We start from the raw sequence: 15,979 nt of genomic DNA, 5'->3' as shown, positions 1-15,979 counted from the left end.
AACCTGTTCATTAAAACGCGATCTGCAGACCAGCCAGGTAAGTGGTTGGTTTAGGATAGCCATGCCAGATCATACCTTGTGAAAATACGTTGTCTCCGTCTCCACCGCGAAGGGGTGTCATTTCCGGATCCCCATGAGGATACTTGGTTAGCAAAAAGAAGTTCTGTGCTGAAACATATAGTCTCAGTTTGCTTAGCTTGATTTTGTTCACCATTTCTGATGGGAAATTGTATCCCAGCAACAGGTTTCTGCCACGAATGAACGAACCGTCGAAAATCCAGTGCGTATCCACGTTGGTTACATAACCTGCTTTAGTATCACGCAGCGCTGCAATAGGTGTATTCTGGTTCGAAGGAGTCCACGCGTTTAACACGGTCGTGTAGCTGTTGGCAAGTGAAACACGGTCCTCACTTGCGTGCAGGTTCATGTCCATTACGTCATTTCCATAAGTGAACTGCAGGTCAAGGGTAAGGTCAAAATTGCCGTAACGTACTGTGTTGGCAAGTGTTCCCCAGCCTTTCGGGCTGCCATTTCCGATGATGCTGCGATCTTTATCGGTAATTGCGCCATCGTTGTTAACGTCTTTGTATTTGATATCACCAGGCAACATTTTAAATGCACCGCGATAGGTTGTGAACTTGGCAGCTTGGTCTCTTTCAGATTCACTCCATGTTCCCAGGCGCGTAAGTCCCCAGAAAGCCCCGGCGGGTTGTCCGATACGGATCACGCTGGTTGGGTTGGTAATACCTGGTCCACCTACATTGAAGATGTCCGAAGGTGTTGCAAGGGACAATACTTTACTTTGGTTGAAGGAAATGTTGAAGGTGGTGTTCCAGCTGAAATTTCCTCTTTCGATGTTGGTTGTGTTCAGGGCTAGCTCCACACCCTTGTTCTCCATCGACCCAATGTTTTTACGGATTACAGCATAACCGCTGGAACGTGGAACCGGTGCATCCAGAAGCATATCCGTGGTTTTTCTGTAATAATAATCCGCTTCAACCGAAATCCTGCCTTTCAGGAAGCTGATCTCGAGACCAGCATCAGTCTGTGCTGTTTTTTCCCATCTCAAGTCCGGGTTAGCAAGCCTGTTGATACCTGTTCCACCAACCCTCGTATCGCCGTAAACGGTCGCGTAGCCAGAGCTCAAAAGTGAGAGCGATGAGTAGGATGGGATTTCAGAGTTACCTGTCAAACCGTAACTCGTCCTGATTTTCAGGTTGGAAATGAATGAGTTGGCTTTCAGGAATTCTTCGTCAGAAACTTTCCAGGCAAGTGCCGCAGAAGGGAAGAATGCAAACTTGTGGTTATCTCCGAATTTAGACGATCCATCAGCACGTCCCGTTACAGTGAAAAGATATTTATCCATCAGTGTATAGTTCACACGACCAAAATAAGAGTTGAACGCGAAACGTGATGCGCCTGAACCGACTCCCGGAAGCGTGGCACCTGCGCCAAGGTTATTGAAAGTGAAGTAATCCGTTGAGAAGTTACGGACGCTTGCACTGCTTGACGTGATATTCGTTTCCTGCCATGAAATACCCAATAATGCGTTAATGGCATGGATCCCTCCGAAGGTTTTGTTGTAAGTCAGGTAGTTTTCAAACGACCAGAACGTCTCTTTACGGTTGTCCTTGCTGGCCGTGCCGCCTTCCCCAATCCGGAGTGTTCTTGTTTCCGACTGGTTTACTTCCTGCTGCACAACATTGATACCAAGCACTGAACGCATTTCAAGACCGGGGGCGAGGGTAATGTTAGAATACAAACTTCCAAGTGTAGTCTGAGTATTCAGGTTGAATTTGCGACCCATTAAACGGTGAACGGAACTGAAAGCACCTTCAGCACCAGGATAATCCCGGTTATTGGCGTAAGTACCATCCGGGTATTTTACAGGAAGGAACGGAAAATCTTCCACCATCTGGCGCGGTACGGCATCACTGATATCGACAAGGTTTTCTGCCTGGTTGTTGTAGCTTAATGTAGCACCGATTCTAAGCCATTTTTTCACCTGATCATCAATGCTGAAACGGGTTGCATAGCGTTTCAGGTAAGAAGTTTTTAATAACCCCTGATCATCGCGGTAATTGAGCGAGAGCGCGTAGGTTGTTTTGTTGTTTCCGCCGCTTATCCCGAGCTGGTGATTTTGTGAAAGCTTGTTCTGAGTGGCTTCCCTGAACCAATCCGTATCGTAGTTCGGTGTATATTTCTTTGTACCGTCAGGATTGGTTGATACCGTAAAGATATCCGGGTGTGCCGCCTGCAACGCTGCACGGCGTACCTGAGGATTGTGAGAGGCATAGCTCCCGGCAGCCCATCCGGTCGGGTCATAAATAGCCATGTTTGCATAGGAAAGGTCCTCTACGTCCAGATATTGCTGCGCATTGAGCACCTTGGCTCTTTTCGGGCCGGCAGTAGGAACGCTCAGATCCACATTGTACGTGATCACACCTTCTCCTGCTTTTCCTTTTTTGGTTGTAACAAGGATTACACCGTTGGCACCTCTGGCACCATAGATTGCTGTCGAAGACGCGTCCTTCAACACTTCCACGGATACGATATCGTTCGGGTTAATGTAATCGATCGCCTGGCTTTGCTGGTTTTGGTTTCCTTGCGGAAGCATTACACCATCCACCACATACAACGGGTTGTTTGATGCGTTGATCGAGCTGAAACCACGGATACGAACGTTACCGCGTCCGCCCGGGCGGCCAGAGTTTACGTTTACCTGCACCCCGGAGACTTTACCCTGAAGAGCCTGGTTTAAGGAAGGAGCTGGCCGCTCTCTTAGCTGGTCTTCCTTGACGGAACCAACAGATCCTGTTAAATCTGATTTCTTGGCTGTACCGTATCCGATTACGACTACTTCACTAAGTGCTTTCGAATCGGAAGATAGCGCCAGGTCCAAAACTGTGCGGTTTCCCACCTCAACCTCCTGACCCAGGTAACCCACAAAACTGAAAACCAATGTGGCGCCATTTTCGGGCACCGAAAGCGTATAATTACCGGTTCCGTCCGTGGTGGTACCTACGCTGGTACCTTTTACAACTACGTTTACACCCGGCAATCCTTCGTTATTATCCTTGTCTGTAACTTTTCCTTTCACTGTTTTATCTACCCGCAGGACGGTAGCCTCAGAGTCAATCTTATTACTCGCAACTGCCGCATAAGAGTAGGTTAGCACGGGCAGGAGTAAAAGGGAATTTCGGATGCCCCGCATGCGAAGCAACCATTGATTGGTATCGGTATTTTTCATTTAAGGTCGGTTAGTAGTAAAATTTTTCTCATGCATAGTAAACTTTTTGAAAATTCGATTGAGTCATCTTCTTGTCATATGATGTAGTTTAAGGTTTGAAATAAAGTAAAATAATGATATTTAATATTTATTTAATTACATTGATTTTGACCCACACTGAGGCCTGACTTAGGTTGGCATTAAGATGTTTTTTCAGTTGGTTACTTTAACAAGCTGTGAGCTGTGTTACTTTTTTTTAGGGATATGAAAGCTTTTCGGATCCGTAATTAACACGATAATTGGTATAAGAATATACGAGTGTCAGAGAAGTTGTTTTTATAAAGCCTTAAAAAGGCCTTGCAATATTATAATTTTTAACAATAATCCGCCTAAAAATAGCTCCAAAAAAATATAATTATCTGTGCAAACGTTTGCATTCATTTTGCTTAACATTTGCTTAATCTCCTTTAAACTGCCTGACCATCAGCAGTCTGGCATAAAAAAGCCCCTGGCGATCGTTCGCTAGGGGCTTTACTACAAACCAATGGGGTTTAAAAACAGCTTACGCCAGGTCGACAGTCCGTCCGGTGCGGACAGATTCATCGCAGGCAAATGCAATGGAAAGGCTCATGACAGCATCCTGCAAATGATCGGTAAGGTCTACGTTTTCCTTGATCGCATTGAGGAAATAACGTTGCTCGCGGTTGCACAATTCCTGGTGGTCAGGCTCGTCTTCAAGATTGATCCAGGTATCCTCATGTACGAATTCATCCTTGTCATTCAGCTCTGCATGATGTATACGAATTGACTCAGTCTTGGTATGAGCCTCGACGGATGACGACTTTCCGCTACCACCCGCATCTTTTGCCACGATGGAAGCAGAACCTTTCGGCCCGATCACATCTTTTACAAAAAATGCAGTTTCACTGATCATCGGTCCCCAGCCAGCTTCATACCAGCCTACCGAACCATCCTCGAACCAAATCTGCAATTGACCATAATTGTAGTTTCCTGCGGGAATGTCTTCCGTCATTCTCGCTCCGATCGCATTCACGCGAAGTGGTTTTGAACGCGTCATCTGACACATTACGTCAATGTAATGCACGCCGCAATCCACGATCGGGCTGAGGCTTTTCATGAGGTTGCGATGCACGCCCCACATATATCCGTGGCTCTGCTGGTTCAGGTTCATGCGCATAACGAGTGGTTTGCCCAGATTTTGAGCTTCTGCGACGAAACGCTCCCAGGACGGATGAACGCGCAGAATGTAGCCGACAACCACTTTTTTACCCGCTTTCACTGCGGCTTCCACCACACGTTTTGCACCGTCTACGGTATCGGCCAGTGGTTTTTCTATGAATACATGTGCGCCACTTTCCAATGCTTTTACAGCAAATTCTTCATGGGTATCCGGATAGGTAGAGATACAAACGGCATCAGGCTTGGTTTCGGCCAGCGCAACGTCGTAATCGCTGAAAAGGCTGTAGCCGCCTCCCAGTTTTTCATTCAAAACTTCTTTGCTTTTTCCGGTAGAAACGATTCCGCAGATCTCAAAACCGTCCAGAAGCTGATACGCGAATGCGTGTGATGCGCCCATGTTGCCGCAGCCGACCACCAATACCCGAATCGGGCTCTCATTTTCAAAAGATGACATAGTACTTGTTAATGTTAAAGATTCCAGGTTAGCAGGAATAGATGATTACGGAACAAATAAAAATCTTGCTTTGTGTCAAAAATAGGGATTTTAATCTGTTTTGGCAGATATCCGTTTCTGAGTGAAAAAAAATATTCGAAGGTTGATAAAAACTTTTTGAAAATAGGAATATCGGTGCGATAATGCATGACTTCTTACCCCTCACCTATTTTTGTTGTATGTTTTCATTTTTTCCTCATCGCGGGCGACTGCGTATTGTGCTTGGGCAAGCTCTTGCCTTTATTTTCCTTTTTTCATTAAAAATCACAGCTCAGGACGATTTCAAACCCAAACTCGGAACAATAGACCGACCGTCTCTTGACATGACTGCTTACGTTGGTGACAGTACGGCCGACGCAGTTTATCTCTACGATTCCGGGGATGTGTCATTTTTGTATGATGATTTAAAAGGCTTCGTTATGAAGAGCAAAATGTGGGTCAGGATCAAAATCCTAAAAGAGTCTGCACTGGACAGGGCCTCGGTGGGGCTGACGTACTACTACGGCAATAATTTTAAGGAGCAGGAATGGATTGAAGATTTGAAAGGGTATACGTATAACCTGGAAAACGGACAGATCGTTACGACGGAACTTGACAAAAAATCGATCAAAAGAGAAAAATCGTCTGAGTACTCCTACACGACAAAATTCAATTTGCCGAATGTTAAAAAGGGAGCGGTGATCGAGTATTCCTATACGTTGGTCTCGCCTATGTCCGTACGTCCCAAACCGGATACTTGGCATTTCCAGGGTTCGGTTCCCTTCAAATGGAGCGAATACAAAATCACAATTCCCTATTTTCTCGACTATAAAATGACCATGGGAGGTTACCTGTCCCTGCACCACAATAAACACGAGCCGGTAAATGTCGATGTTGGACATAGTAGATACAATGGGCAGGGAATGTCTTACCGGTTTGTGGTTAAAGATTCCCCCGCATTTGTAAACGAACCTTATATGACCACGGAAAAGGATTATTTGTCCAAACTCAACTTTGAGCTGGCGAGCATCACATTCCCGGGGGAGATGAGCAAGAATTTTTCGCAGACCTGGGACGATGTAGAGAAGACTTTGGAGGAAGCGTCATGGTTTGGAGGCGAGCTCCGGAAGAGTGCTTTTCTGAAAGATAAAAAGGAAGAAATCAGCAAAGGGTCTTACGATCCGCTGGAAAGAATGAATAGGGCCTACGGTTTTATCCAAAAATACATGAAGTGGGATGGCTACACGGGACTCAGGTCAGGTGACGGCGGGAAAAAGGCATTTGATAATAAAAAGGGAAATGCCTGCGACATCAACCTGATGCTGACGAGCCTGCTTCGGGAGCTCGGCCTTGAAGCGAATCCGGTGTTGATAAGTACCCGTGCACATGGGCATGTCTATCAGGAAATTCCGATGATTGAAAGTTTCAATTACATTGTCAGCCACGTGAAGATCGGAGAGCAAGAGTACCTCCTTGATGCCACACAACCCTATGCGAAACCAGGTTTACTGCCTGAGCATGCATTGAATGGCGTTGGCAGGCTGATCCCTAAAAAAGGAGCTGGTCGGTTTATTATAATCTCACCGCTGGATTTACAAAGCAAATTGGAGATGATCAGTGCGAAAATCGTCCCGGAGGATGGGATTATCAAAGGGAATTACGCCATTTCATACGGAGGATATGAGGCCTTGCGCTGGCGGGACAAATACAGCACCGAGCCGGAAAATGTGTTTCAGGATGATCTCAAGAAGCTCGTTCCTGAATGGCAGCTTCAGAACATCGCGGTAAAGAACAAATCCGATGATCTCAAGGGTACCGTAAGTGTAAGCTGCGATTTTGAAGTAGAAGATGAAAATGCCTCTCCGGGTGTATTTTATTTCAATCCGATGCTGGCCGGCAGGTGGGCAAGCAACCCATTGAAAGCAAAAGAAAGAATTTATCCACTGGACCTGACGACCGGTATCTCAAATTCTTATATCGGGAATTTTACGTTGCCGGAAGGGTATATGCTGGACGAAATGCCGAAAACTGAAATACTGATGTTGCCGGACAAGGCTGGAAAATTTAGCTATCAGGTGCGGCAGGTCGGGAGTGTAATCCAGGTTAACAGCAGTGTTCAGGTAAATAAAGTCCGTTTCCTGCCAGACGAATACGACTATCTGAAAGAATTCTTTGAGCGGGTTGTTCAGAAGCATTCACAGCCTTTGGTCATCAAAAAACAATCTAACTGACCCTCTCTCCATGCGCAACTTATCAGGAATCGTACTCGTATTCCTTCTTGTCTCTGCGAAGGTTTGGGGGCAACCGGATTTTAATGTAAATAAAATAAGCCCTTCACTTTTGGAAAAAGCAAATGCAGTTGTTCGGCTGGACGAAACTAGCTGGGAAATTCTTTCCAAAAGTGAAGGTCGTTTCAAGAGCCGTTCTGTGGTTACTATACTCGATGAAAAAGGGGAAGAGGAGCATGGCGGCCTACAGGTCGGCTATGATAAGTTTACCAAAATTGTCGATATAAGCGGCAACCTGTACGACGCCCAGGGCAAGGTTGTGAAGAAGCTGAAAAACGCTGAAATAGAGGATTACGGATATGGGACTTCCGGCGATAACATTTCGGACGCGAGGGTAAAGCTCGCAAGCTTCGGAAAAAAGAGCTATGCATACCCCTATACCGTTGAATACATTTACGAGACGAGGGAAAAGAACATGATGTTTTATCCAAAGTGGCTTCCGGTGATCAGCTCCAATTCGGCAGTTGAAAAGGCAGTGTACAGGATCAAATCTCCTGCGGGATTCAAATTCAGGTATAAAGAATACAACGGGATACCAGGTGTGGTGAAGTCAACGGATACTGATGGCTCCGATATTTATCAGTGGAAAATCGAGAATCACAAAGTACCTGAAAAGGTAGACTTTTTTCCATTACCCATTCTCGATCGCACGCCTATGGTGATGGTAGCGCCAGCGGAATTCGAGATCCAGGAATACCAGGGTAATTTCAATAGCTGGGAAGATTTGAGCAAATTCTATTACACATTGAATGCCGGACGGGATGTATTGCCCCCGACAACAATTTCCGAGATTAAAACCGTCGTTAAAGGCGCGGACACGGATCGTGCTAAAATCGATGCGATTTATAAATGGATGCAGGCACGTTCACGCTATGTGAGCATTCAGCTGGGGATTGGAGGCTGGCAGACAATCGACGCACTGACCGTTGCAGGTAAAGGTTATGGCGATTGCAAGGCACTCACCAATTTCACATTAGCAGCATTGCGATCGGCAGGAATTACGTGTTATGCAGCGTTAATCAGGGCTGGCGAGGAGGAAAAAATCAAGACGGATTTTCCCAGTAGCCAGTTCAACCACGTGATTGCCTGTGCAATAGTAGCCAAAGATACGGTCTGGCTGGAATGCACAAGCCAAACTTCCACCCCCAATTTTATGGGGACTTTTACAGGTGGGCGCGTCGCGTTGCTGGTAATGCCCAATGGCGGAAAACTGGTTCAGACGCCTGATTACAAAACACAACATAATATGCGCGTCAGCAAAGGAAATGTAAATCTGGATGAAAGTGGCGACGGCACAATCGATGTGCAGGTCCGTTATGCAGGTTTGCAACAAGAATCGAGGCGGAGTGTGATGTATAACACAAACAAGGAAGAACAAAAGAAATGGCTGACGAACCATATCAATTTGCCGAGCCTCGACCTGCAGCGATTCGAACTTCTGGAAGAGAAAGGCCTGGAGCCGGGGATCACCGAAAGCCTTACCATGAACGTCCGGAATTGTGCTACTAAAACAGGTACTCGGCTGTTTGTAAAGCCAACCCTTTTAAGCCGCCCATTCGAACTTCCCGCGATGTCGGAGCGTACCGCGGACTTTTACCTGCCCGTTTCCGAGTACAATTTTACGGATTTGGACACGATGTCTTATCAGATCCCGCCCAATTACAAACTCGAAACAACGCTCCCTGCGTTTCAGTTAAATTCGACATTTGGCAGCTATGAATTGAAGACCAGTCTGGATAATAATCGGTTGATTTGTTCAAGACGAGTAATTATTAACGGCGGACGTTACGAGTCGAAGGACTTTGCGGTCTGGGTGGACTTCTTGAAAAAGATCAGAAAAGCAGACCGTGCGCAAATCGTATTTGTTGAAAATAAACAGTAATGCCATTATAACTCCATGTTAAAATCGGTAAAGTATTGATCAAAACGGGAGAATGTATGCCGGGATCATTGTTTTACCTTTGATTACAAAGTCTAGATCGATTTTAAAACGGATAATGAATATGAACAAAGAATCCTGGTATGGCATTTTTCCTGCGCTGGTAACTCCATTTAAAGCAGATGACACAATTGATTTTGAACTGTTTCGTAAAAATCTCCAGGCTCAGGTTGAAGCAGGCATTACCGGGGCGATCGTAGCAGGTTCGCTTGGCGAAGCTAGTACGCTAACCCGCGCCGAAAAGGTGGAATTGGTGAAATATGCCAGGAAAACACTTCCTGAAAATATGCCTGTTGTTTTGTGTATCGCAGAACAATCTACGGATGAGGCGGTTAGCATTGCCAAAGAAGCAGAAGGTATCGGTGCGAATGGGTTGATGGTTTTGCCGCCCATGCGTTACAAAGCCGACGATTATGAGACGGTGGTTTATTTCAAAACCATTGCAGAAAATACTGCACTACCCCTGATGATCTACAACAATCCGGTGGACTATAAGATTGAAGTCACTCTGGAAATGTTCGAAGAACTGGCCAAAGTGCCCAACATTCATGCGATCAAGGAATCCACACGCGATGTAAGTAATGTAACCCGACTTTTCAATCGTTTCGGGGATCGTTTCCGGATTTTCTGCGGGGTTGATACGCTGATCATGGAAGAGGTTATGCTGGGTGCGGATGGTGTTGTGGGAGGTTTGGTAGATGCTTTTCCAAAAGAGACCGTTGCCATTTTTAATCTGGTTAAAGCCGGAATGTATAAAGAAGCTTTGGCGATCTATCGCTGGTACCTGCCGTTGCTCGAACTGGATATTCATCCGAAACTGGTTCAAAATATCAAACTCGCTGCCGCCAAAATGGGCATCGGGTCGGAGTATGTGCGCGCGCCGCGCCTGGTACTGGAAGGTGCGGAAAGAGAACGCGTTTTGACCATTATTGACAAAGCGATCGAAACGCAGCCAGCATTACCGGACTATTTGAATTTGACAGCCGGTTCATTGGCGTAGAATTGTTGATCCGGTGTTGCCGGGTCATTGTCTACAGGAGCAAAATGATGGTTTGATAGACCGGAATAACATTTCGGAGTGAAAAAACGACCTTAGAGAGGTCTCCTGTTTCTAGGGAAAGACAGATTAATGTAAATTCGGACTCCGTAGGAGTCACCTGGTGCGTAATTTCAAGCATCGTTAACATGAAAATATGAGCATTTTTCAGGAGAATTTAGAAAGTACATTGCAAAAAGCCCAGGAGGCTTTTGTTACTATAAATACCTTTTCAATCGCGAAACGCGTTGCATTCATGCGGGCGGTTGCGGATGAAATTGAAGCATTAGGCCCCGAACTGATCGACACTGCACGCAGGGAATCAAATCTTCCGGAAGCAAGACTTACCGGCGAAAAAGGCAGGACCATTTTTCAATGGAGAAGCTATGCGGAAGCGGTGGAAAAAGGATATTCGCTCGATGCGAGCATTGATACTGCCAATCCTACACGCACGCCGCCTAAGCCGGACATTCGCAAAACGAATGTTGCATTAGGCCCGGCTGCAGTTTTTGGCGCAAGTAACTTTCCTTTTGCATTTTCAACGGCTGGCGGAGATACGGCCAGCGCCATTGCTGCCGGTTGTCCGGTGATCGTGAAAGCACACCCTGGACATCCCGAAACTTCTCAGTTAATGGCCGATGCAATCACTCGCGGGGTTGAAAAAAGTGGTTTTCCGAAAGGTACTTTTTCGCACATTTTTTGCGAGACAAATGAAGAGGCCCAGGCGCTCGTCAGTCATCCTGTTATAAAAGCAGTAGGCTTCACAGGTTCAAACCGGGGCGGACTTGCTTTGGTTGAAATTGCCAGCAAACGCCACGAGCCGATACCTGTTTTCGCTGAAATGGGCAGCATTAACCCTGTTTTTCTTTTGCCGGAAAAATTAAATGCGGCCGCGTCTGAGCTGGCAAAACAGTACGCCGGGTCGCTGACTCTCGGCGTTGGTCAGTTTTGTACAAACCCGGGGTTGGTGATCAGCGAGGAGGGAGCTGCGCTGGATCAGTTTATCGATACTCTTGAAGAGGAAATTGTGAAAGCATTACCCGCCCCAATGTTAAATTCGGGCATTGCGAAAGGATATAAGTTAAGTCGTGAGAAAGTGGTTGGTCAGGCTGGTGTGAATGTACTGGCTACGGCAGCTACACAAGCGGAGGATGGGTTCGGGGATGCTACGGTTGCGACGGTTTCAGCAGTTGATTTCTTGATTAATGATACTCTTCAGGCAGAAGTTTTCGGGCCGTTTGCATTGATCATCAAATGCAGAAATGCGGATGAGGTTTTGCAGGCAGCTTCGAAAGTACACGGACAACTCACCGCGACGCTCCTGGCGACAACCGGTGATATTGCTCAGTGTCAGGAGCTTGTTGCGGTTATTCAAAATAAATGCGGAAGAATCATTTTCAATAATTTTCCTACCGGTGTCGAGGTATGCAAATCCATGCACCACGGCGGGCCGTTTCCTTCGTCAAGTAATAGTCAGTACACCTCCGTCGGCGCCGACGCGATCAAACGCTTCACCCGCCCATTAAGCTTCCAAAACTGGCCCGACGAATTTTTACCTGAGGAACTGAAGAATGCGAACCCGCTGGGGATTTGGAGGAATGTGGATAATGAATTGAGTAAAGAAGCTGTTAGCGTTTAGCTACTAGCTACCTCCGGGAGACCGCCAGACTTGCCAAGTCTTCAAGACTTGGCAAGTCTAATCTAAAAACGATAGCCAAGGTTAAAAAAGGCTAAAAGCTAACCGCTAAAAGCTCACAGCTAAAAAAACAATGCGTAAAACTTTTTTTTGCATCGATGCGCATACTTGCGGCAATCCGGTCCGTGTGGTAGCGGGGGGCGGGCCATTGCTGAATGGGAATAGTATGATGGAGCGCAGGCTTCATTTTTTAAAGGAGTTCGACTGGATCCGTAAAGGCCTGATGTTCGAACCACGCGGCCACGACATGATGAGCGGGAGCATTCTGTATCCGCCAGTCGACCCTGCTAATGATATTGGCGTGCTGTATATCGAAACCAGTGGCTGTCTGCCGATGTGCGGACACGGTACCATCGGTACTGTGACCATTGCGATCCAGGAAGGATTGGTTACCCCGAAAATTCCCGGAAAACTTCGTCTTGAAACACCCGCGGGATTGGTTTTGGTTGAATATAAGCAAGTTGGAAAAAGGGTAAAATCCGTCAAGCTGGTAAATATCAAATCTTTTTTAGCTGCTGAAAACCTGACCGTCGAATGCCCGGACCTGGGCACATTGACTGTGGACGTTGCTTACGGAGGTAACTTTTACGCGATCGTTGATCCGCAGGAAAATTTCAAGGGACTGGAACATTACACCGCCGATCATCTTATTAGCTGGAGTCGCATTTGCCGGAAACGGATGAATGAACAATATACATTCATCCATCCTGAAAACGAGCATATCAATGGTCTGAGCCACTTTTTGTGGGCAGGTGCCGTTTTAGATCCCACCTCAACGGCGCGTAATGCAGTTTTCTACGGAGAAAAGGCGATCGACCGATCACCTTGCGGCACAGGAACTTCTGCTCGCATGGCACAATGGCACGCGAAAGGAAAATTGAAAAAAGGCGACCAGTTCATTCACGAAAGCATTATCGGCTCCAAATTCACCGGAACGGTTGAAGACGAAGTCACAATCGGCGACAAACCCGCCATTATCCCGGGAATCGAAGGTTGGGCGGTAGTAACAGGCTATAATAACATTTTTATCGACGACGAGGAAGATCCGTATGCGTATGGGTTTCAGGTGTGGTAGAAGCTGTTGGCTATTAGCTGTTAGCGTTTAGCCAAATTTTCTTAATACTACTGGTTTCCAGGGAGTAATACGAATTTTTAAAATATAAGAAATAAAGAGCTATAGCTAAAGGCTAACCGCTAAAAGCCAAAATGAACACTACAAAACACAGCCACGCTCTCATCATCGGCGGTGGAATTATCGGACTCGCTTCTGCTTACTACCTGCTTAAAAGTGGCTGGAAAGTGACGCTTTTGGATAAAGGGGATTTGTCCGATAATTGCTCGCAGGGTAATGCGGGGATGATCGTGCCCAGCCATTTCATTCCTCTGGCAGCTCCCGGAATGGTTTCAAAAGGAATCAAATGGATGTTTAACAGCCGCAGTCCATTTTACGTGAAGCCATCTCTCGATTTCTCCCTCATTTCGTGGGGGTTGAAATTTATGAAAAGTGCGACACCGGCTAATGTGGAACGTGCAGCGCCTCATTTGCGTGATTATCATTTGTTGAGTAAACAGCTTTATGAAGATCTTTCCAAAGAAGAAGGTTTCGATTTTGGCCTGGAAGAGAAAGGCATTTTAATGCTTTATAAAACCGAAAAAGCAGGCGAGGAGGAGATACATGTTGGAAAGGACGCGCAAAAACTCGGTTTGGATGTTGAAATGCTTTCGAAAGAGCAGGTTCAGGCGATCGAGCCAAACATTAAGCTGGATGTAGCGGGCGCCGTGCATTATCATTGCGACGCGCATCTTTATCCGACAGCTCTTTTTAACCAGCTTTTAAAATACATTAAACAAAAAGGCGCCGTAGTAATCACCAATGCAGAAGTAACCGGCTATGAGATCAGCCATTCCGAAATCAAATCAGTCGAAACCTCGATAGGGAAAATAGAGGGAGACCTGGTCGTTATGACAGGAGGCTCGTGGTTGCCGCAACTTGCGAAGCTGGCTGGACTCACGATTCCGGTTATGCCGGGAAAAGGATATTCATTTATGGAACCCAATTCAGCCCATCCGATTGTGCATCCGGCATTGCTGATAGAAGCTCGCGTAGCCGTGACGCCTATGAATGGGCAGGTCCGTTTTGGCGGAACAATGGAACTGGCGGCGGTGAATGATAAGATCAATATGAACCGGGTCGAGGGAATTGTGAATGCAATCCCGCAATATTATCCGGAGCTGAATGTGGCGGTTCCGGCCAAAGATCGCATCTGGTATGGTTTCAGGCCTTGTTCTCCGGATGGGCTGCCGTATTTGGGTTATAGTAAAAAACTAAAAAACCTGATCATCGCCGGCGGGCATGGAATGATGGGTATCAGTCTCGGGCCAGCGACAGGAAAGGTGGTAGCTGAGCTGGCGAACCGGACTTCGACAGCATTAGACATTAAGCTTTACGATCCGGAGCGGTATAGTTAATGTTGGTGATAACACCAACATTTCGCCTATGTTGGTGTTATCACCAACATAGGCGATCATAATACGCCCATTGAAATGGTCAGAGCGAAGCTCATTAACCAGTCTTTAAAGGCCGATTTCAAAACCCGGTGGAAGTTTTATTGTTTCAAATAATATTGTAGCTTTCATTTTTAAACAAACAAACCGACAACCTAACCCTTTTATGTCATTAGAAAGTACTGTGAATACAGCTGAGGAAAAAACATCATTCAAACCTTCGCTGGGACTAATGGACGCCACCATGCTGGTTGCCGGCAGCATGATCGGTTCAGGGATTTTCATTGTGAGCGCAGATATTACCCGAAATACGGGAAGCGTTGGCTGGCTCATGTTCGTGTGGCTGATCACCGGTTTCATGACGCTGACTGCCGCATTGAGTTATGGTGAATTAAGTGCGATGTTCCCAAAGGCGGGCGGACAATATGTATATCTCAAAGAAGCCTACAATCCATTGATCAGCTTTCTGTACGGGTGGAGCTTTTTTACAGTCATTCAAACGGCAACAATTGCGGCAGTAGCCGTCGCATTTGCGAAATTTACAGCTTACCTGTTGCCGATGTTTAGCGAGGATCTGGTCGCGATCAACCTGGGTTTTCTCAAAATATCGCCGGCCCAGCTGCTTTCGCTGGTACTCATCATACTTTTGACGTTTATCAATACACGTGGCGTAAATAGTGGCAAAATCATCCAGACGACATTTACCATGACCAAGTTGCTCAGTCTTCTTGGTCTTATTGTTTTTGGACTATTGTTCATGAAACCGGAAATCTGGGCTGCTAACTGGGATTCCGCAACGATGTGGGACCTGCATAAGCTGGGCATCGACGGCAACATCGAGTCTTATACAACCATTGCCGCGTTCGGTGCGATTGCTGCGTCGATGGTAGGATCTATTTTTAGCAGTGATTCCTGGAATAATGTAACTTTCATTGCGGGAGAAATTAAAAATCCGCAGCGAAATATCGGGTTAAGTCTGGCACTGGGGACGATCATTGTTACGGTCATTTATTTGTTGACCAATGTGATGTATACCGGCGTCTTGTCTCTGCAAGAAATTGCATCGTCCGATAAAGACCGGGTGGCGGTGACCGCATCGCAGGTGATTTTCGGAAATTCCGGGACGATCATTATCGCCGTTATGATCATGATTTCGACATTTGGCTGTAATAATGGACTGATTATGTCCGGAGCGCGGGTATATTATTCCATGGCGAAAGACGGTTTGTTTTTCAAAAAGGTAGGTATTTTAAATAAAAACTCGGTACCAGAGTTTGGACTTTGGATTCAATGCGTGATCGCCTGTTTATGGAGTTTGAGTGGAAAATATGGAAACCTTCTGGATATGATATCCTTTGTGGTAGTGGTGTTCTACATGCTTACGATTGTCGGAATATTTATATTAAGAAAGAAAATGCCGGATGCGCCTCGTCCGTACAAAGCGTTTGGTTACCCATTCCTGCCCATCATTTACATCATTATGGGTGTTGCCTTTTGTGTTCTATTAATTATATATAAACCTGAATACACCTGGCCGGGGCTGATAATCGTGCTTTTAGGAATTCCGGTTTATTATATGATCGCCAAAAAAGATATTGTTACAAGTTGATGACG

At 46.2% G+C, this 15,979-nt stretch carries 9 protein-coding genes; 7 read left to right on the top strand and 2 right to left on the bottom strand.

Annotation, left to right across the window (positions count from 1 at the left end; all coding sequences use genetic code 11):
* Nucleotides 1-10: 10 nt before the first annotated feature.
* Complete coding sequence (locus LZG72_RS05335) at nt 11-3,250, bottom strand: TonB-dependent receptor (RefSeq protein ID WP_233868478.1); 3,240 nt, start codon at nt 3,248-3,250, stop codon at nt 11-13.
* 541 nt (nt 3,251-3,791) lie between these two features.
* On the bottom strand, nt 3,792-4,883 hold the full coding sequence (locus LZG72_RS05330; RefSeq protein WP_233868475.1) for a Gfo/Idh/MocA family protein: 1,092 nt from the start codon (nt 4,881-4,883) through the stop codon (nt 3,792-3,794).
* A gap of 362 nt (nt 4,884-5,245) precedes the next feature.
* On the opposite strand from LZG72_RS05330, the gene LZG72_RS05325 reads away from it, so the two are divergent.
* From LZG72_RS05325 to LZG72_RS05295, 7 genes are all read left to right on the top strand, one after another.
* Nucleotides 5,246-7,132, top strand: a complete 1,887-nt coding sequence (locus LZG72_RS05325; protein WP_233868473.1) for a DUF3857 domain-containing protein — start codon at nt 5,246-5,248, stop codon at nt 7,130-7,132.
* A gap of 10 nt (nt 7,133-7,142) precedes the next feature.
* Complete coding sequence (locus LZG72_RS05320; RefSeq protein ID WP_233868451.1) at nt 7,143-9,071, top strand: DUF3857 domain-containing transglutaminase family protein; 1,929 nt, start codon at nt 7,143-7,145, stop codon at nt 9,069-9,071.
* Nucleotides 9,072-9,192: 121 nt separating this feature from the next.
* Nucleotides 9,193-10,128, top strand: a complete 936-nt coding sequence (locus LZG72_RS05315) for a dihydrodipicolinate synthase family protein (protein ID WP_233868449.1) — start codon at nt 9,193-9,195, stop codon at nt 10,126-10,128.
* 193 nt (nt 10,129-10,321) lie between these two features.
* Nucleotides 10,322-11,803 (top strand): aldehyde dehydrogenase (NADP(+)), encoded by a 1,482-nt coding sequence (locus tag LZG72_RS05310; protein ID WP_233868446.1) that lies wholly within the window; start codon nt 10,322-10,324, stop codon nt 11,801-11,803.
* Between the two features lie 130 nt (nt 11,804-11,933).
* Nucleotides 11,934-12,935, top strand: coding sequence for a 4-hydroxyproline epimerase (locus LZG72_RS05305; RefSeq protein ID WP_233868443.1), 1,002 nt, complete (start codon nt 11,934-11,936; stop codon nt 12,933-12,935).
* A 131-nt stretch (nt 12,936-13,066) separates the two neighbouring features.
* Nucleotides 13,067-14,329 carry an FAD-binding oxidoreductase gene (locus LZG72_RS05300; protein WP_233868439.1) on the top strand — a complete coding sequence of 421 codons (1,263 nt, stop codon included), beginning with the start codon at nt 13,067-13,069 and terminating at the stop codon, nt 14,327-14,329.
* Between the two features lie 202 nt (nt 14,330-14,531).
* Nucleotides 14,532-15,974 carry an APC family permease gene (locus tag LZG72_RS05295; RefSeq protein WP_233868437.1) on the top strand — a complete coding sequence of 481 codons (1,443 nt, stop codon included), beginning with the start codon at nt 14,532-14,534 and terminating at the stop codon, nt 15,972-15,974.
* Nucleotides 15,975-15,979 lie beyond the last annotated feature (5 nt).

Source organism: Dyadobacter sp. CY323 (assembly GCF_021390245.1).
Classification (GTDB): domain Bacteria; phylum Bacteroidota; class Bacteroidia; order Cytophagales; family Spirosomataceae; genus Dyadobacter.
This window is presented reverse-complemented; position numbering and strand designations above follow the sequence as displayed.